Genomic DNA, 17,793 nt, shown 5'->3' with positions numbered 1-17,793 from the left:
TTAGATTTTTAAGTGGGGATAAAGAGTAGGAGCTTTACTCCTACCCCAACATTTGACTTAGAACCATTTTAATTTGCTTAGAGGTTTTGGCCTGGTCTTCAACATTTTTTCTATTTTATGCTAGGTATGGGTTGCAATCGAATTTTTGGTTTAAAATCGGAACGGTTTTATTTTTCATTACTGGCGTGATTCCACAAGTGACGATGGGTATCATTAACTTTATTGTCAACCGGGAAGTCGATATATTTACTGTAGTCATTGTGCTGCTTATTATTTATGGGGCTACAATTGGTAAAAAACAGGTCCGAAAATTAGATGCTTGGGCTCAGAAGAAGTTTCAAAGAGATTAAAGAAGCTGGGATAAGCTTCCTTGGGGGATGTGGTTTGAAGAGAGAAGTGTCATTTCCTAATTTAGAGAGTATCGTTAAGGATAGCAGGAACTTTTGGTAGAGAAGTTGAAGGTTATAACTAAGTTTCTTTACTATCCATTTAACCTAGATTATAGTTTGTTCTATTCTATTGAATAATCTTTTCAATAACGCCTATGATTATTTAAGCGATTTAAAGGAATTCGGAAATAGGGCAAATAATCTTCTAAAGACAGTCTGAATCTTATCTTCTGGAGTTTCACTTTTAATTGTCTCCTTGCTTTATCAAAAAATAATATAAGGATAAAAACTCGAATAATTGGAGGATGAATACAATGAGAAGCGAATCTGAAATGATGAAAATGGCAATAGACTTTGCTAGGCATGATGATCGCATTCGATTGGTGACATTGGAGGGTTCCCGTACAAATAAAAATATTCCCCGTGATGCCTTCCAGGATTATGATATTTCTTATTTTGTCACTGAGATGGACACATTCAAAGAAAATGACAAATGGCTCGATTTCTTTGGTAAGCGCTTAATCATGCAAAAGCCAGAAGATATGGAGCTTTTTCCACCAGATTTAGGAAATTGGTTTTCTTATCTGATGTTATTTGAAGATGGCAATCGCATAGATTTAACCCTTATTCCGATAAATGAAGTGAATGATTATTTTTCTAATAGTGATGGACTAGTAGAATTGCTGCTTGATAAAGATTCGCTCATCAAGGAGGATATCATTCCTAGTGATCGCAAGTATTGGATCCAAAAGCCAACAGCTAGAGCATTTGATGATTGCTGTAATGAATTTTGGTGGGTTGCAACCTATGTAGTCAAAGGATTGGCCCGAAGAGAGATCCTTTTTGCGATGGATCATTTACATGAGATTGTTCGGCCGAATGTGTTAAGAATGATGTCTTGGCAAATTGGACTAGAAAAAGGCTTTAACTTCAGCGTGGGTAAAAACTATAAATTTATCAATCACCATCTTCCCAAAGAAGATTGGGAAGTACTTCTTTCAACATATTCGCAGGAAGACTACTCAAAAATGTGGCTTGCTTTATTTACATGTTATGAATTATTTAGAAAATACTCTAAAGCTGTAGCGAAGGACCTTGGGTATAGGTATCCAGATTATGATGAGGCGATTACGGAATATACGACAAACATTTATAAGTCCCTGAACGGATAGAGGGAGAGGAGTAAATATCAAAAAACAAATGGTCGTTCCAATGACCGTTCAACAAAAAGCGATGAGTTTAGGTATTGAGGGTGAACACTGGCTGAGGGATCTAGGTGAGGTCATTCAGTTATTAGAACAAAGATGGAAAATACGGATTGGCCCAAGCTTAAATGGTGGATCTGAGGCTTTTGTTTCTGAGGTTACAACAGAGTGTGGAGGTCAGGCAATACTAAAATTATCCATGCCATCAATGGAAGGAAACACAGTATTCGAACAGGAAATAGCAGCTTTATCTATTGCTGATGGAGAGGGTTATGCCCGATTGTTGAATCATGATCTGAATCATCGTGGAGTTTTATTAGAAAAATTGGGTTCTCCTCTAAAAGATCTAGGCTATTCCATGGAAACTCAGATTGAGATCATTTGTAAAACGCTGAAAAAATCATGGGGAAAATCTATACCGAAGGACCATAAACTACAAACAAGTAAAGACGTTATAAATTGGTTTGCAAATTTTGTTCCCGAACTTTGGGCAGAGCTTAATAGTCCATGTTCCAGACAGTTAATTGATAAAGCTCTAGAATTCTTAAGTTCTCGTTTATCTCATAGCAGCATTGAAACCTCCGTATTGATTCATGGGGATGCCCACAGTGGAAACATACTACAGGATAATATACAACCTCACACCTCGTTTAAATTGATAGATCCTGATGGTTTGGTTGCTGAACCCGCTTATGATCTTGGAGTATTAATGCGTGAATGGCTCGATGATTTATCCAATCATCCACTTAAGAATGGCTGGAAGCGGTGCCTCTTTCTAAGTGAAAAAACTGACGTAGATCCCAGGGCGATATGGGAGTGGGGATTGATTCAGTCAGTATCGACTGGGTTGTTCCTAATAAAAACCGGTCAGGAAGCCATGGGATTACAAATGCTAACTATTGCTGAGGCTTGGGAAAAGGGTTAACCATTTTAAGTTACTTTTCACGGAGGAAGAGCATAGGGGTTTTTAATAGAAGAAATCGTCAGCATGTATAATTTTATGGAGAATTTTACAAGGGTAAATTTGGATTTCGTCATTAAGGCTTGGCAACAAACCTTAATATGTGAGTACGAAAGCACGAACATCAGGCTGTACTTAACGAAGCGGTGAAGTCTAAGCCGAGTTTTCTAAAAGGAGAGCTTGTGATGAATAAGAAATTATCTTTTGATGAAATCAAAGCTTTAATAAAAATACATTATCCTCATGTGACCTATATTAAAGAACTAAGTGGTGGTTTGGCTTCACAAACTTATTTATTTGAAGTAGGTGAACAGCGTTTTGTTTTTCAAGTAGGTAGTGATTTGGAAAGCTATAAAAAAGAAGGCTTCATTGCTAAAACGTTCAATGCAATATTGCCAGTTCGCTGTGTATTAGAAGTTCACAGGACAGATGATAGGATGGCCTATTCTATATCCAAATATATAGAAGGTGACAAATTATTTGACCTCAACAGTCAACAGTTGTTCGATATTGTCCCTGCTGTATTAAACACCTTAGAATCATTGGAATCCATTGAAGTGTCTAATGATCATGGTGGGTATGGTTATTTTGATAGTACAGGTCATGCTCCGTATCCCACTTGGTTAGATTTTGTGACGGCAGTTTATAACAGCAACATTTATAGTTGGGATGTGTTAGAAGAAAGAGGGCTGGATTCAGAAGTTGTAAATAAAGCAATGGAAGAGTTGAAGACCCATATTAAAAGTATTCATTTTAGCGATAAAAATATTGTTCATGGAGATTTAGGGTCATATAACTTATTGGCAAAGGATAATCAAATCACAGGCATTATTGATTGGAGCTTGTCAATGTATGGAGACCATTTATATGATAAAGCAAATTTCCTTTTTTGGAATGAAGAAAAGCTACAACCCCTCATTAAGGAAATAAAAAATCAATATATGACAACCACCCAAACAAAAGAAATCATTTATTGCTATATGCTTCGGATTGGATTAGAAGAAATCTATAACACTGTCATTCGTCATGAGGTGGGCTATGACATCGACTGGGTAACCAATAGGTTGAATGAAATTATCGATCATTTTTTGTAGCCACTTGCAAAGATAGCTAGCCAATATAAGATGGATTCTTATTATGCTAGCTGTTCGGAAGTGTTGAGAATAAGAAGAGGCACAGGTGAGTTGAATCCAATAATAAATATAGGAAATAGCCTAATTTATTTTGAAACTGGGCTGTTATATTTTATTTTTAACAAGGCCTCGTGTTGCTTTGTACTTTAGTTGACCGTTCACGCTTTGCTTTTTCAAGCAGCGCGCTCATTTTGTAGTAGGTGTCTCAAATCAAACGGTTTGAATTCCACCAAAAAATGTTAATCACTCTCAATTGATATCCATATCGTCTTAGTGCCAGTCTTTCCTGTTCAATTCTTTGATATCACGGATATTTCTACTCCATTTTCTTTGCCTCATTTATTTGATCATAGTAAAGTATATAATGTTCGAAATTTACTATCGTTTGATTAAAAGTACTTGAATCTGCTATAAGTGTAGAAGGAGCATTAGCTTTTGCTTTGGAATTTTTGGACGAAGTTTGACCTGGTATATAGTAAGGAGAGAATGTGAATATGATCGATAATTTTTGGCGTGATTTGCCACGACCATTTTTTATACTTGCACCTATGGAAGATGTGACGGATGTTGTTTTTCGTCATGTTGTGAGTGAGGCGGCAAGGCCTGATGTGTTTTTTACAGAGTTTACGAATACGGTGAGTTATTGTCATCCAGAGGGGAAGCAAAGTGTGCGTGGGCGCCTAACTTTTACAGAAGATGAACAACCCATTGTGGCCCATATATGGGGAGATCAGCCTGAACATTTTCGGGAAATGAGTATTGGTATGGCGGAACTGGGATTTAGTGGCGTGGATATTAATATGGGCTGTCCGGTCCACAATGTGGCAAGCAAAGGGAAGGGAAGCGGCCTTATCCGACGCCCAGATGTCGCTGCCGACATCATCCAAGCGGCAAAAGCAGGAGGATTACCTGTTAGTGTGAAGACAAGGCTAGGTTACACGAAGGTAGACGAATGGCGAGAGTGGCTAACCCATATATTGAAGCAGGACATTGTGAATCTTTCCATACATCTGCGGACAAGAAAGGAGATGAGCAAATTCGATGCCCATTGGGAGCTGATTCCGGAGATTAAGAAACTTCGTGATGAAGTAGCACCTGATACACTATTGACGATCAATGGTGATATTCCTGACCGTCAAACGGGTTTGGAGCTTGTTCAGCAATATGGCGTGGATGGGATCATGATCGGACGGGGTATCTTTAAGAATCCATTTGCCTTTGAAAAAGAGCCGAAAGAGCATGGCAGTGAGGAATTCCTTGAGCTCCTAAGATTGCAGCTGGATCTTCATGATAAATATTCAAAGGAATTTGAGCCACGTCCATTCAAACATCTTCTTCGCTTTTTTAAGATATATGTTAAAGGATTTCGAGGGGCGAGTGAATTGCGAAATGAGTTGATGGACACGAAGTCTACAGACGAAGTGCGCACATTGCTCGATCGCTGGGATGGGACGGAGGGACAGGTTCCTTGTCCCACAGAGTATAACTCTCTAACAGAAAACTAAGGTGTCAAAACAGTCCATCATTTTCAACCCTGAGATCGTGAAAAGTTATTTTTCCGGTTTCGGGGTTTTTTGTAACATCAGCGGTTATAACTTTTCGGAAGAGCTTATAAGAGCAACTTTGGTTTTTGCCATTATGGCTTAGCGATAAATCAAGTTTCTAATGGGTAAAAACATGAAAAGGCATCCCACATAGAAGATTGAAGAAAAAACACCGTATATAATAGTGAAGAAATACGTGAGAAAAAGTATGGATCACCCTTATCCTACTTCTTATCTTTACCTCTACTCTACAATTTAAAATCATTGTATAAATGCAATTGTGTTTTATATGAGTACAATATAATTAAAGCATGTTGAATTATTCGGAAAATCTGTCGAAATAGGAACACACGTTTGTTATGATGAAGTAAAGAACGAAGGGAGCGTTTTGATGAGTAACATACTACTTCGGAATGTGATTGAGGATGATCTTCGTATTTTTTTTAACTACCAACAGAATCCTGAAGCCAATTATATGGCTGCCTTTACAAGTAAAGATCCCAGTGATTGGGATGGCTTCATTTCACACTGGAACAAAGTTCTTATGAGTGAGAACATTATTAAGCAAACAATCCTTGTCGAAGAAACTGTAGTTGGGAATATTTCAAGTTTCGAGCAATTTGGGGAGCAAGAGGTTAGCTATTGGATTGGAAAGGAATTTTGGGGAAAAGGGATTGCAACTAAGGCTTTACAGGAATTTTTAAAATATGTTACAATTCGTCCGCTTTATGCTCGCGCAGCAAAAGACAATATTGGATCTCTCAGAGTTCTCAAGAAATGTGGATTCATGCTCACTGGTGAGGGTAGTGGGTTTTCGAATGCACGTGGCGAAGATGTGGAAGAGTTTATTCTCACACTCAAGTGAATCTAAGGTATGTTTCTATTTTTACATTTGAATATATTTTGCTAAACTGTCAGATTACAGATATATCGGCGAACAAATGAATAGAATTTAAACTTTTTCTCAAAGGTAACATCAATACAAATGTAAGTGGCTTCTAATAATGGAGCTTTTTTTTATGTTGACATATTCCTATAAGGACTTGGTGGTTAAGTTGCTCAAAATAACAATTAACAATATCAATAACAAAATTAATTTTTTTAATAAAAGATGTTGATTTTATTAATTTTTTTATATATAATTTTAACAAAATAATGAAGGGTGTTATTATGAGCTATCCAATGCTTACGACTTGTCCAGTATGCAATGAAGCATTGACAATTACTAAATTGCAATGTACCCACTGTCATACAACGATTGAAAATGAATTTCAGCTATCGAAACTCGCCTCTCTTTCCCAAGAACAGCTTTACTTTGTTGAAACATTCCTAAAGTGCCGTGGAAATATAAAAGAAGTTGAAAAGGAACTCGGCATTTCTTATCCCACTGTACGGGCAAAATTAAATGACATTGTTGAGGGTCTTGGGTATACAAAACAGAAAAGTCAAGAGAGTGAAAGTAAAGTTATTTCGATGTTAGAAGCTGGGGAAATTACCCCTGATGAAGCGATAAAAATGCTAAAAAAGGATTTATAATCCACTAACAAAGGAGCTTGTCACTATGAAAGAGGAAATTTTAAAAGTGATAACCATGGTTCAAGAAGGAAAGATTGATTCTGAAAAGGCCTCTGAACTCATTGCAGTACTCAATGAAAAAGAGACAACAGCTTCTCATAACCCCTCTTCTGATTACCTAGATAAAACATTGAAAATTCGTGTTTCGTCGGAAGAAGGGGATAATGTTAAGGTAAATTTACCTGTGCGTTTAATCAAGGTCGGTTTAAGAACAGGGCTAAGCATTGCCGAAAAAATTCCAGAGTCTGCTAAATACATTAAAGATATTAACTCTCAGGACATTGAGCTTATCTTAGAAGCTATCGAAAATGAAATGACTGGACAAATTGTGGAAGTAACAAGCCCAAATGGTGAAAATGTCTCCGTTATTATTGAGTGAGCGATATGATTAAAATTAAGTTAAAATTAAACAATAAACGGTTTACCTTCCCCATTCCATATATCTTCTTGCGATTCGGTGGGCGTGTCATATCTTCACGTGTCTTTTATAAAGTGATTAATCGGTCACTCGATAGAAAAGGCCAATTAGAGCCCTTCCTCCTAGACTCGATTGATCAAAAAGTAATGAAGGAATTCTTAAAAACAGTCCGTTATTATAAAGGATTAACAATCGTGGAAGTAAAAGAGAAGAACGGGACAGAGGTTATTATAAGATTATAATAAATAAGGACTTGTGTTGAACCCATCTCCTATCACTTTGAAAAAGAGATTATATTAAAAAGACATGGCGAAATGGATGACGAGGCTATTCGATTCTGTTACAGTACTAAGCTTTAGTTTAAAAACTGCTCATGATGCATAAACGTTATCATTATGCTATAATGCTTATAGATAAAATATTCAGTCATAACTAATAAAGACCGCCACATGCTGGAACGTGGGCGGTTACAATAGACCTAACCCATCAAGAGGGGCTAGGCGTATAAGGAAAAATAATCCCTCAAGGCCTGGCTAAAGCACATGAGGGATTATTTTTTGTGGTTTTTATTGATTTTAAACCATTCGTATAGGTGTTAAGTGGTGAGTCATTCAATGAGACTTACTTCCTCTAACAGTTTAACTGTTTTTTCCTCCTGCGAAAATCACATTTTTATGTCAAATAAATTTTGCCTTACCAGCCCTAGCTTCGTGAAAAATGCTTTTTCCGATTTTGGGGCCTTTTCTTTTATCTCTTGTTCTTCCTGTTTTAAATTCGTTATTAGGATAGGGGTATAATGTGATAAAATCTAATATAAAGAGTGTGAATTTTATAATTAAGCTCATGGTTTAAAAGTCGGATGAGGATTAATGATGACATCCACAAAATTATAGGGGAAGTATAATGGGGACATTTAATTGGATAGTACTCCTATGGCAAATATCATTAGTGATTTCAATAGCGACTTTCATTTACGGTGTATTTAAAACCTCTTGGATTTCGATGCTGGTAAGTCTTATAGCATTTTTACCCATAGCGTACTACTTCAATGGAGCTGAGAACGGTTGGAGATTAGTGGCTTTAATCCCAATATTTTTATTGTGGCTGACTTTTGTTTTTGGGAGAAAGCAAAGATCATTAAATTAATGTTGTCACTTCGAGGGGCTATTTCTCTTTCCTTTAAAATAAGACTTTATTACTCAGGATTGTTGCTTGAATATTATTAACATTATAAATATTAACAAGGAGTTGTTTTATATGAACACTCAAGTCTCTACGAAAATGAAAATATTAAAGCCAGCAAGTGATGTTTTTGAAGCGATAGTGAATCCTGAAAAAATCGGGAACTTCTGGTTCTCAAGGAGCTCTGAAGGTTGGGAACAAGGGAAAATCATTACCTTGAGCTATGATGAATACAATGCTCAAGGAGATATTAAGGTATTAAAAGTAGTTGAAAATAAGGAAATCGTATTCTCGTGGGGAGAAGACGGGCAAGAAACTGTTGTTAATATAAAACTCATTGAGTTGGATCATTCGACCACGATTATAGAAGTAAATGAATCAGGTTTGAAAGAAGATGACCCAGAAATCGTAAACAAAATGATGGGACAAAAAGAAGGTTGGGTGTATACACTAACGTGTTTAAAAGGATACTTGGAAAATGGCGTGAATACATTAAGAGCGTCATTAATTCATTAGTTAAGTGCAATGCCTGACTATTCATCATCTACATAGGTGTTAAACGCGTAGGGTTCCTTCAAAGAGGAGAAACACATAATCGTACGGCATTTATAGATACTGTTGCTCGTTGGCTATTGAGGCAGAAAGGGAGGAAACAACGATGGCAATGAATAAAGAGATAACTCTAGAAGGAAGTACGGTTTCGCTCATTCCTCTTGATATCACATATAAGGAATCATTGTTTGAGGCTTTACAAAGTCCTGAAGTATGGAAGTATACTTGGCGAGAAGTTAATACGGTGGATGATTTGGAACAACTATTAATCACGGCTGTTGAGAGTAAAAAGGAAGGTAAACAAATCCCTTTTATTATTATGGATAAGGTGACAGGTCAAGTCGTAGGGACAACCCGTATTGGTGATATTGATAGAGTCAATCGAAATGTTGAAATAGGATGGACGTGGCTATCACCAGAAGTTTGGAGAACAAAGGTCAATACCGAGTGCAAATTTTTATTACTTAAGTATTGTTTTGAAGACTTGAAGGTCATTCGTGTCCAATTTTCAGTGAGTGGACAAAATTTGCGTTCTCAAAAAGCGGTTGAACGCATAGGGGCAACAAAAGAGGGGACCTTTCGTAAACATAGAGTAAAGGCAGATGGCAGCATTCACGACAATATTTTTTACAGTATTATTGATAGTGAATGGGACTCAGTGAAACAAAGGTTAATAGATTTATTAGCGAAGGAATATTAATAAAGATGCGTCTATACCCCTGCTTAACTCCTTATTAGCAAAATAGAATTTAGCAAGGAATATGTCCGCATCCATTAGATTTTCTACAAGTGAAAATAATTTTTACTAGAGTGTAAATGACGATCACTCATAATTGGTTCCCATAAATTGTGTTGACTTCCTCTAATAATCTCCTTTAATAACAAAAAACGAGCCTCGGATGGTGCCTGCGAGTTTTGATTTCTGACGAGCAAACTTAAACTTGCCTTCTAACTCTTTTGGAACGTCCATCCCCTCAGACAGCTTGAAACCAACGGCTCGTTTCTTAGGGTCATCAACTGTGTACATGACGTTGATCCCAAGACCATCCTCATAAAAGACGTAGGCAAATTTGATATTTTCCACTTGAAAGCGTGATGTTTCTAGAGGTTTGGCGGCAAATTCAATCTCGCGTTCTTCCTTCAAGATGTGATTGACATAGTCAAGGGTCTCCTGGCTTTCGCTCGCCGGTACTACTGTAAATTCATGCTTGTATTTATTCATAAAATACCGGGCTTCATTCGCGCGTAACCCCGCAAGTGCTTCTGCTACTGGTGAAGATTCTAGACCTACTGTAGACACATTTTTAAAATCAACGGTATAGGACATTCCCACTACTCCTTTTATCTCTTATTTCCTCACAACAGGAATCCACATTTCACCGTATACTAAACCGTCGCGTTGCTCGATCTCAACCGTTGTATTAGGTCCACCCACATAGGCAACTTCCTTTGCTTCGGGTAGGGCTTGACCAAAGGCGATACCAGTCAGTGTATCGCTCAACTCATCTGGGGTCTTCGCTTCACCTTTAACCACGAGGTATTCCCCCTTAGGAAATTGGATCACTCTAGTGGCCTCTGGTAATGATGTATCTGTCATGACCCCAGCATAATGCATCATCTTGTTATTTACCGCTTCGTTGACGGCAAAAATGTAGTCATTGGTGGCTACCGCTTTTAAAGTGTCAAGCGTTCCGTCCTCTTTGATAGTCCGCCAAAAGTCTGCCTTTTCCTTACTTATGCCAGCAAAGTCTGTGTAGTCGCTTTTAAGCTCGGTACCAAAACCTAAAACGGTAAAGCCGTCTTTTTCTTCTAAAGTATAATCCGTCATTTTTCCAACCCTTTCTTTAAGTAAAAGTTGTGTTCTTCCTTTGATAATTATATGATAGCTTTAAATCATGTCAAAAAATGATACTGTTTAGGAGTTCCGATGAAAAAAATTGAACGAATTAATACCATTATGCGCTATATCAACAATCGTGCCCACTTTACCATTTCTGAAATCATGAGAGAATTTAATATCTCGCGTTCAACAGCGATAAGAGACATTCGAGAAATAGAGGCCATGGGTATGCCGCTTGTCGCTGAAGTTGGGCGGGACGGGGGCTATTTCGTCATGCGGAACGCTGTCCTACCTGATGTTCATTTCACAGATAATGAGCTTAAAGCTCTTTTTATTGCCTTTATGGCCACACGAAATCAACAGCTCCCTTATCTCAAGAGTCGCCAGTCTTTGGCGGAAAAATTACTGGGCCTTATTTCAGAAAATCAGCAAGAGGATCTGCTCATTTTAAATGAGGTTTTGCTTTTTGAGGGGACTAACCCCAATAATCCCGATCTGCTCGAGTTGTCAGATCTTCCTCACCCCATGTTAGAAGAACTCATCCAAGCACTGCTTTCAGATCGCTATTTGCTCGTGATCATCGAAGCCGAGAGGGGAACTCAGTCGTTTCCTCTTTATCTCTTGCACCTTTACAAGGAAAAAAGTATGTGGCTGATCGAAGGCTTTCACTTAAACGAGGAAAAGAAGATGATTTTTCCCGTTGATCATCTTATTCATGTCGAACCCTTCCCGACCAAAAAAAGATTAAGTAAGAAAAAGATGTTAGAAAAACTAAATAAGCAAGAAGAGGCGATCAACCTTGTCCTTGAACTCGGTCCAAAAGCAATCGCCCAGTTCAAAAAATACCATCCTTTAAAGGTTTCCATTTCCTACACCGATCCTTATCAAGCCACCGCCATTTTAAAGATGTTTATCAATGTGAATAATCCAGAGGAATTGACTGAAATTACAAATTGGCTGCTTTTCCTCGGTGAAGATATCGAGGTCAGGGAAGTGCCAGAAGAGGTTTTGAAAGGTTTACTTGAGAGGTTAAACTTATACGGCCCAAAGGGTTAAATTTTGTGTTATTAAGTAAAAAAATTGCAACGTTTTGATGGCTTGCTAGGTCTAACCAATAGAATGTGAAAGGAGGAGAAGATTTGTGGCCTTTCGGAGAAAAGTAAAACCTCCAAAAGATAAAATGGAGAGGACCTTTGAGGAGCTAATACGGCAAGAAAAGAATAAGCTTTACCGAATCGCTTTTCTTTATTTGAAGGATAAGAATGATGCGCTTGAAATTGTTCAAGAAACCCTATTTAAAGCTTTTCGAGGCAAGGAAACATTAAAAGAGCCACAGTATTTTTCAACTTGGATTACCAAGATCTTGATCAATACCGCCTTAGATTTTATTAACCAAAAGAATCGGGTCCAACTTTTAGAGACCATCGAGAAATCAAATGACAGAGAAAGTGTGTCTCTTGAAGAAAAAATTGATTTAGTGAATGCGATACAGCGATTAAAGGAACCTTACAAATCGGTGATTATTCTAAGGTACTATAGGGACTTCACGATAAAACAAATAGCTGAGACGTTGCATTATCCAGAAGGCACAGTCAAATCTTATTTACATAGAGGGATGGGAGAGTTAAAGGTTGATTTAAAGGAGGATATCAAATGAGTGCGTGGTCAAATTACTTTAAAGAAGAAATTGACAAGATTCAAGTTCCTCAAGACGAGTTAGATATATTGGTAGAGAAAACGTTTAAGAAGGCAGGCAAAAAAGAGAAGAGTATAGACTTAAAATGGATAACCGTATCTGGAGTGGCTATTTTGCTCATTGGACTCTTTATTAGCTCCACCTTTGTCTCTCCCGCAATGGCCAAAGTGGCTTCAAAAATCCCCATCATAAAATTAATGTATCATCCGGATTCAGAGAGGATTATCAGTGTTGTTCAAAGTAAACTGAAAGAAAAAGGATATAAAGTCGATTCAGTAGGCTACAGTGTAAATCCCAAAAAATTATATATTCATATTGATGGTTCGGCAGCGTACATGAGTGAAGTAAAAGCAGCGGTGAAAAAGGAGACGCAAAACATCTTAGACGCTAAAGGCTACGACGCTTTTTCAATAAGTGTTAGTAATAGCTCTAAGAAATTAGAGGATGACGAAATAAATAACGGACAGAACCAAGAGAACACACCGCTTGCAAAGCTTGTTTCCACCAAATTAAAACAATTGGATTATCCCGGATCTGTTTCTGTTGATGAGAATCGAAAAATGATAGATATTACGTTGGATTTGAATGATTTTAAAGGAGATTTTAAAAAGGCGAGAAAGGCTATACCGAAGCAAATCAGAGCAATGTCTGAGTTTAAAGAAGGGTATTCAGGCTATGTGATTAATGTTATGGGTATGAGTGTTTCTAAGACGGATCCAGCTTCAACAGTTCTTTCTGACTTAAACGAAATCTTAATATCTAAAAAGGATTACAAAGTGACTGGGACAGGATACAAGAACCATCCATTGCAGTTTATGGTTTATACAGCCGTATCAAGTTCCGATCCCAATGTTAAAGCATATACTCATCACTTAGAGTCAGCCATTCAGCAATATCTTAAGTCAGATGATGTTTCCAAAATCTTGGACGGTAAAACGTATAAACTCATCATATATAGTAAGGGAGGGACAAAGATTAATTAAAAGTAACTATAGGAGAAGTGAATCAGAGCCACCCGGTCACACGGGTGGCTCCAATTTGGAAGAAAGCATGAAGGATCTTTGTGTCCAGCATAGATGTCATAAAAAAAAGTCGTCATGGCAAACGCCGTTCTTTGGAGAGCAAACACAGTGGTCAGAACTTCTCCTTGCTTCTCCGCAAAAAGCTTGCTATTCGGTCGTTTTCTTTACTTTAAATTGGGAAAACCCTGTTGGCTCAAAGCCTCATACACCAATATAGCCGCTGTGTTTGAAAGGTTCAGTGAACGCACATGTTCACTCATAGGGATTCTCAGAAAGTGATCCTCATTTTTTTCTAGCAAGTTTTTAGGTAGGCCCGTTGTTTCACTGCCGAACATAAAATAATGCTCTATCGATTGATCACTAAAATCAAAGGCTGAATGTACCTTTTCACCAAAGGTCTCAATATAATAGAACTCTCCTTGATTTTTGGAAAAAAAGTCATCTAATGAGTCATAATACGATAAGTTAACAAACTCCCAGTAATCGATACCTGCTTGTTTGATCATTTCTTCATCGGTTGAAAAGCCGAGCGGTCGGATTAAATGCAAGGCTGTATCTGTAGCCGCACACGTGCGTGCAATATTTATAGTATTAGATGGAATTTCAGGTTGATATAGTACAACATGTATTGCCAAGAGTGGTCACCTCAATTATTATTTACTCTCAAATTATAGCATAGTGATGATGAGGAGATGTACGAAAGATAACGGGGAGGTATCTGAATAAAAGTGTCCTATGGAGAAGAATACATAAAGCCTCTAAAATGATTTGTTTTATATTCGCAATAATATTATAATTTTTATAACTTTATAGAAGTGGGTGAGATGAGTTGAGAAGAGTAGAGCAGAGCGATATGATAACACATTATAGAAAGGCAAGAAATAGTGATAAGGAAGCATTATATGTCCTTGCAAAGTGTTTAGCTATGAGCTTTTATGTTAATCAAGATGATTTTTCAAATGTTTTTAATGCCCTGATTATAGACATCAATGTTGATGTTATTGTTGCTGAAAGGGACCAAAAACTGATTGGATACGTCTTTGTACTTCATCATCCTGCTTTTTATGCCAATGGCAATATCAGTTGGGTTGAGGAGCTTTTTGTAATGGAAAAACATAGAGGGCAGCATGTGGGGAGACATTTGATGGAAGCAGCAGAGCAGCTTTCAAAAGAACGTGGCTCTAAATTAATTGCACTAGCGACGAGAAGGGCCAGTCAGTTTTATAAATCCATTGGGTATAGTGAATCTGCAACCTATTTTAAAAAACATTTTGATTAAGGGAAGTTGCTTTTAAATAAGATAAGAAAGACTGACGAAGGCAGCAAGTATATCTATCTACTTGTGATGCTTTTTCTTTTACAGGGAAACTTTACAATGACTTTGAAACGTTTATAAAAATTTCATATAAGGTCATGATGATTCAATATCTTTCAGTGTATAATTTAAAACTATAATAATAGGATTGCGGTGATTATGAGAGTGAATAAAATAAGCGTTGAAGACTTAGTCCAGCAGTTTTCATTGAAAGTATTAGCGGGTCAGGACCATCTACAAAAATCGATTACTCAACCTCGTGTGCACCGACCGGGTTTAGAATTTGTGGGTCATTTTGATTTCTTTCCAACTGAACGCATTCAAATTTTAGGGAGAAAGGAAATCAACTTTTTACATAAACAAACGAAAGAGGAACGTAAAATCCGTATTGGGAATATTGTTCATTATCATCCCCCTTGCTTTATCGTGACGACGGGTGAAGATGGGCTGACCTATTTAAGGCATCATTGTAATGAAGAAGGTATTCCACTGTTAGTCACGGAGATCCCTGAAACGACATCAGAATATATCACAAAACTAGATACCTATTTAATCAATAAATTAGCAGAAGAAACCTTTATTCATGGCGTTTGTTTAAATGTGTTTGGGATGGGCATTCTCCTGCGAGGAGATTCTGGAGTAGGGAAAAGTGAAACAGCGCATACGCTTATTGGTAGAGGGCATCGACTGGTAGCTGATGATATCGTCAAACTAAAGAAGCTTAGTCCACAAACCCTTTTAGGGACACACGATGAAAAAACAAAAGAATTTTTGGCACTTCGAAGCATCGGATTAATTAATGTTGTCCGTTCATACGGGCTGAAGGCTTTTCAAAATGAAACACGCATTTCACTCGATATTAAATTAACCCGATGGCAAAAAGATTCGTTGAACAATGAATTAGAGCAGCACCCTGAATTCAAGGAATATCTAGGTGTTAAAGTGCCTTCAATAGAAATACAACTTCAGCCCGGGCGAGACGTCGCTGGATTAATTGAAGCCGCTGCAAACAACTGGTATTTACGACAACAAGGCTACAGCGCCGCCTCAGACTTTATGAACCGAATAGAGGAAGAAGGGACATAGGGACAGGTTTATTGTCCCAGCCTCTAATAAGGCGGAGCGGGAAAACTTTTTAACAACACATTTTTTGTAACTTTTTTTGGCTTTCCTTAAAACTTAGGTTTTAGGAAGCCTTTTTGATTTTAAGTTAGGTTGGCGTCTTCGCCTTTTCATATCACAGGTATATCTGTTCATGCTCTAAATTCATCTAAGGATGGCCATGCAGGAATAAATTATCAAGGGTAAGAAAAATGAAAAATATAATATTGCATATTTAGTGAAAATTCTTTACTGAAGTAATACACTATTTAGAGTGGCACTTTGTTCTTTTCTTCTTTAGTGATTTTAAGAAATAGATGGCGCAAGAGGGTTCCTGTTAACAATGGCTCAGCATAAGTTTCTAGTTAATTGGAGTGGGGGACGAGAAGTCCTGCGTGAAGCAGGCAAACATGTTGACTTATGTAAAGCAGGCACCCTGGAACGGTAATTAATACAAAATTCTGTGTAGAAAGGCGATAGAAAATTGAACACATTGTCAAAGGCTAAACGATTACAATTAGCTTTACTGTTGGGATCACTTTCACTTTTAGGGCCATTTACCATTGATACATACTTGCCCTCATTTCCGACGATTGTAAAGGAATTGCATACAAATGCTTCTTTAGTACAAATTAGTTTAACGACGTGCTTGCTTGGTTTAGGATTGGGGCAATTAGTTATAGGACCAATGAGTGACGTAAAGGGTCGGCGCAAGCCGCTGATTATTTTTCTCAGCTTGTATCTAGTGTCATCGTTCATTTGTGCAGTTGCACCTAATATTTATACGTTAATTGTTTCTCGTTTCATACAAGGCTTTGCAGCCGCTGGTGGTCTTGTCATTTCAAGAGCGATTGTTCGCGATCTCTATAGTGGAAAGGATTTAACGCAATTCTTTGCGCTGTTGATGTTAGTCGGGAATCTTGGTCCGATTGTTGCGCCAATAATGGGAGGGGCAATCCTCACTTTTGCCAATTGGAAAGGCGTTTTCCTTGTCCTAGCTTGCGTTGGTATTGTTTTAACTTCCATAGTTTCATGGAAATTAGAAGAAACATTACCCACTGAAAAACGTATCCCAAGCAATTTTAAACAAGTCGTTAGCAATTTTGTTTCTTTATTAAAGGACCGCGAATTTGCAGGTTATGCCTTCACACAAGGGTTTACTTCTGCAGGAATTTTTGCTTATGTATCGGGGATATCTTTTGTCTATCAAAATATTTATGGTGTATCACCTCAAGTCTTTAGTTTATTATTCGGAGTCAATGGTTTAGGTTTAATCATAGGAACGCAGCTCGTGGGGCGCCTCACTGATGTTATTCCTGAGAAAACGTTTTTAAAGGTTGGTTTACTTATCTCCAACTTAGCTGCTGTATTATTACTTGTCGCTCTTTTTCTAAAGGCACCATTAGTGGCTGTGGCCATTCCCATTTTCTTTTTGGTAACGTGTATTAGTATTATTGGCACATCGTCATTTTCTTTGGCTATGGAAACCAAGGGGCATATTGCAGGAAGTGCATCAGCTTTATTAGGGTTGTTACCCTTTTTACTCGGTTCTTTAACCGCGCCACTTGTTGGAGTGGGCGGTGAATATACAGCCATTCCAATGGGTATTGTGATTTTCTCAGCAAGCTTTTTGGCGTTTTTATCCTATTTCCTATTGGTCCGAGGCGCGAGATTAAAAGTAAAAACGACAAAAAAGCTGTATCAATAACGCGCACATTAAGTTTTACGGCTTGGAATCAATAGATGAGTAGAAAAATAGAACCCTGATATCGTGAACATAAAGACTTCCGATGTCAGGGGCCTTTTATTAATGGGCGTGTAAGCAAACCTGCCAATGCCCATCGCAATCATTAAAGAGAC

20 protein-coding genes are annotated in these 17,793 nt (G+C 37.7%); 17 read left to right on the top strand and 3 right to left on the bottom strand.

All coding sequences use genetic code 11. The features are described from left to right. The first annotated feature begins 131 nt into the window (after positions 1–131). The 11 genes from IEV91_RS17190 (at position 132) to IEV91_RS17140 (ending at position 9,659) form a co-directional block, all read left to right on the top strand. Positions 132–350 (top strand): hypothetical protein, encoded by a 219-nt coding sequence (locus IEV91_RS17190; RefSeq protein WP_188498665.1) that lies wholly within the window; start codon positions 132–134, stop codon positions 348–350. A 353-nt stretch (positions 351–703) separates the two neighbouring features. Then, on the top strand, positions 704–1,561 hold the full coding sequence (gene ant(6), locus IEV91_RS17185) for an aminoglycoside 6-adenylyltransferase (protein WP_188498664.1): 858 nt from the start codon (positions 704–706) through the stop codon (positions 1,559–1,561). Between the two features lie 40 nt (positions 1,562–1,601). Next, on the top strand, positions 1,602–2,519 hold the full coding sequence (locus IEV91_RS17180) for an aminoglycoside phosphotransferase family protein (protein ID WP_188498663.1): 918 nt from the start codon (positions 1,602–1,604) through the stop codon (positions 2,517–2,519). Positions 2,520–2,740: 221 nt separating this feature from the next. After that, positions 2,741–3,649: a phosphotransferase family protein gene (locus IEV91_RS17175; protein ID WP_188498662.1), complete on the top strand. Its 909-nt coding sequence runs from the start codon at positions 2,741–2,743 to the stop codon at positions 3,647–3,649. A 533-nt stretch (positions 3,650–4,182) separates the two neighbouring features. Beyond that, positions 4,183–5,193: a tRNA dihydrouridine synthase gene (locus IEV91_RS17170; RefSeq protein ID WP_188498661.1), complete on the top strand. Its 1,011-nt coding sequence runs from the start codon at positions 4,183–4,185 to the stop codon at positions 5,191–5,193. A gap of 430 nt (positions 5,194–5,623) precedes the next feature. Continuing rightward, positions 5,624–6,097, top strand: coding sequence for a GNAT family N-acetyltransferase (locus IEV91_RS17165; RefSeq protein WP_188498660.1), 474 nt, complete (start codon positions 5,624–5,626; stop codon positions 6,095–6,097). A 305-nt stretch (positions 6,098–6,402) separates the two neighbouring features. Continuing rightward, the gene (locus IEV91_RS17160) at positions 6,403–6,768 is read left to right on the top strand and encodes a DUF2089 domain-containing protein (RefSeq protein WP_188498659.1); all 366 of its coding nucleotides are present in this window, start codon (positions 6,403–6,405) and stop codon (positions 6,766–6,768) included. A gap of 25 nt (positions 6,769–6,793) precedes the next feature. Continuing rightward, positions 6,794–7,186: an SHOCT-like domain-containing protein gene (locus IEV91_RS17155; RefSeq protein WP_188498658.1), complete on the top strand. Its 393-nt coding sequence runs from the start codon at positions 6,794–6,796 to the stop codon at positions 7,184–7,186. A 5-nt stretch (positions 7,187–7,191) separates the two neighbouring features. Next, positions 7,192–7,467: a hypothetical protein gene (locus IEV91_RS17150; protein WP_188498657.1), complete on the top strand. Its 276-nt coding sequence runs from the start codon at positions 7,192–7,194 to the stop codon at positions 7,465–7,467. A 1,015-nt stretch (positions 7,468–8,482) separates the two neighbouring features. Beyond that, positions 8,483–8,923, top strand: coding sequence for an SRPBCC family protein (locus IEV91_RS17145; protein ID WP_188498656.1), 441 nt, complete (start codon positions 8,483–8,485; stop codon positions 8,921–8,923). A 142-nt stretch (positions 8,924–9,065) separates the two neighbouring features. Continuing rightward, positions 9,066–9,659, top strand: coding sequence for a GNAT family N-acetyltransferase (locus tag IEV91_RS17140; RefSeq protein ID WP_188498655.1), 594 nt, complete (start codon positions 9,066–9,068; stop codon positions 9,657–9,659). Positions 9,660–9,821: 162 nt separating this feature from the next. Here the strand turns inward: IEV91_RS17140 and IEV91_RS17135 are convergent, their stop codons facing one another. Both IEV91_RS17135 and IEV91_RS17130 read right to left on the bottom strand, forming a co-directional pair. Continuing rightward, on the bottom strand, positions 9,822–10,286 hold the full coding sequence (locus tag IEV91_RS17135) for a DUF8821 family protein (protein WP_188498654.1): 465 nt from the start codon (positions 10,284–10,286) through the stop codon (positions 9,822–9,824). A gap of 21 nt (positions 10,287–10,307) precedes the next feature. After that, the gene (locus IEV91_RS17130; protein WP_188498653.1) at positions 10,308–10,787 is read right to left on the bottom strand and encodes a GyrI-like domain-containing protein; all 480 of its coding nucleotides are present in this window, start codon (positions 10,785–10,787) and stop codon (positions 10,308–10,310) included. A 99-nt stretch (positions 10,788–10,886) separates the two neighbouring features. Here IEV91_RS17130 and IEV91_RS17125 point away from each other — a divergent pair, with 99 nt between their 5' ends. The 3 genes from IEV91_RS17125 (at position 10,887) to IEV91_RS17115 (ending at position 13,478) form a co-directional block, all read left to right on the top strand. Continuing rightward, on the top strand, positions 10,887–11,855 hold the full coding sequence (locus tag IEV91_RS17125; RefSeq protein ID WP_188498652.1) for a helix-turn-helix transcriptional regulator: 969 nt from the start codon (positions 10,887–10,889) through the stop codon (positions 11,853–11,855). Between the two features lie 85 nt (positions 11,856–11,940). Next, positions 11,941–12,456 (top strand): sigma-70 family RNA polymerase sigma factor, encoded by a 516-nt coding sequence (locus IEV91_RS17120; RefSeq protein WP_229745632.1) that lies wholly within the window; start codon positions 11,941–11,943, stop codon positions 12,454–12,456. Continuing rightward, positions 12,453–13,478 (top strand): DUF4030 domain-containing protein, encoded by a 1,026-nt coding sequence (locus tag IEV91_RS17115; protein WP_188498651.1) that lies wholly within the window; start codon positions 12,453–12,455, stop codon positions 13,476–13,478. The genes IEV91_RS17120 and IEV91_RS17115 overlap by 4 nt, the downstream gene beginning before the upstream one ends. A gap of 203 nt (positions 13,479–13,681) precedes the next feature. On the opposite strand, the gene trmL is transcribed toward IEV91_RS17115, so the two are convergent. Beyond that, on the bottom strand, positions 13,682–14,152 hold the full coding sequence (gene trmL / locus IEV91_RS17110) for a tRNA (uridine(34)/cytosine(34)/5-carboxymethylaminomethyluridine(34)-2'-O)-methyltransferase TrmL (protein WP_188498650.1): 471 nt from the start codon (positions 14,150–14,152) through the stop codon (positions 13,682–13,684). Between the two features lie 218 nt (positions 14,153–14,370). On the opposite strand from trmL, the gene IEV91_RS17105 reads away from it, so the two are divergent. The 3 genes from IEV91_RS17105 to IEV91_RS17095 all read left to right on the top strand — a co-directional run bounded on the left by IEV91_RS17105 (position 14,371) and on the right by IEV91_RS17095 (position 17,641). Beyond that, positions 14,371–14,796: a GNAT family N-acetyltransferase gene (locus IEV91_RS17105; protein WP_188498649.1), complete on the top strand. Its 426-nt coding sequence runs from the start codon at positions 14,371–14,373 to the stop codon at positions 14,794–14,796. Positions 14,797–14,991: 195 nt separating this feature from the next. After that, entirely contained in the window at positions 14,992–15,918 is a 927-nt protein-coding gene (gene hprK / locus IEV91_RS17100; RefSeq protein ID WP_239541409.1) for an HPr(Ser) kinase/phosphatase, read from the top strand. Positions 15,919–16,417: 499 nt separating this feature from the next. Next, a complete protein-coding gene (locus IEV91_RS17095) occupies positions 16,418–17,641 on the top strand; it encodes a multidrug effflux MFS transporter (RefSeq protein ID WP_188498648.1) in 1,224 nt (407 codons plus the stop codon). Positions 17,642–17,793 lie beyond the last annotated feature (152 nt).

Source organism: Pullulanibacillus pueri, from assembly GCF_014639255.1.
In the GTDB taxonomy this organism is placed as follows: Bacteria; Bacillota; Bacilli; order Bacillales; family Sporolactobacillaceae; genus Pullulanibacillus; species Pullulanibacillus pueri.
The sequence above is the reverse complement of the archived record's forward strand: the minus strand, read 5'-3'. Positions and strand labels throughout refer to the sequence as shown.

What these genes read in the sequence shown, in the direction of transcription:
- hprK (WP_239541409.1), top strand. Translation starts at nt 14,992, where the DNA reads ATGAGAGTGAATAAAATAAGCGTTGAAGACTTAGTCCAGCAGTTTTCA.
- IEV91_RS17135 (WP_188498654.1), bottom strand. Translation starts at nt 10,286, where the DNA reads ATGTCCTATACCGTTGATTTTAAAAATGTGTCTACAGTAGGTCTAGAA.
- IEV91_RS17175 (WP_188498662.1), top strand. Translation starts at nt 2,741, where the DNA reads ATGAATAAGAAATTATCTTTTGATGAAATCAAAGCTTTAATAAAAATA.
- IEV91_RS17125 (WP_188498652.1), top strand. Translation starts at nt 10,887, where the DNA reads ATGAAAAAAATTGAACGAATTAATACCATTATGCGCTATATCAACAAT.
- IEV91_RS17140 (WP_188498655.1), top strand. Translation starts at nt 9,066, where the DNA reads ATGGCAATGAATAAAGAGATAACTCTAGAAGGAAGTACGGTTTCGCTC.
- IEV91_RS17180 (WP_188498663.1), top strand. Translation starts at nt 1,602, where the DNA reads ATGACCGTTCAACAAAAAGCGATGAGTTTAGGTATTGAGGGTGAACAC.
- IEV91_RS17145 (WP_188498656.1), top strand. Translation starts at nt 8,483, where the DNA reads ATGAACACTCAAGTCTCTACGAAAATGAAAATATTAAAGCCAGCAAGT.
- IEV91_RS17160 (WP_188498659.1), top strand. Translation starts at nt 6,403, where the DNA reads ATGAGCTATCCAATGCTTACGACTTGTCCAGTATGCAATGAAGCATTG.
- IEV91_RS17165 (WP_188498660.1), top strand. Translation starts at nt 5,624, where the DNA reads ATGAGTAACATACTACTTCGGAATGTGATTGAGGATGATCTTCGTATT.
- IEV91_RS17150 (WP_188498657.1), top strand. Translation starts at nt 7,192, where the DNA reads ATGATTAAAATTAAGTTAAAATTAAACAATAAACGGTTTACCTTCCCC.
- IEV91_RS17130 (WP_188498653.1), bottom strand. Translation starts at nt 10,787, where the DNA reads ATGACGGATTATACTTTAGAAGAAAAAGACGGCTTTACCGTTTTAGGT.
- IEV91_RS17115 (WP_188498651.1), top strand. Translation starts at nt 12,453, where the DNA reads ATGAGTGCGTGGTCAAATTACTTTAAAGAAGAAATTGACAAGATTCAA.
- IEV91_RS17155 (WP_188498658.1), top strand. Translation starts at nt 6,794, where the DNA reads ATGAAAGAGGAAATTTTAAAAGTGATAACCATGGTTCAAGAAGGAAAG.
- IEV91_RS17170 (WP_188498661.1), top strand. Translation starts at nt 4,183, where the DNA reads ATGATCGATAATTTTTGGCGTGATTTGCCACGACCATTTTTTATACTT.
- IEV91_RS17105 (WP_188498649.1), top strand. Translation starts at nt 14,371, where the DNA reads ATGATAACACATTATAGAAAGGCAAGAAATAGTGATAAGGAAGCATTA.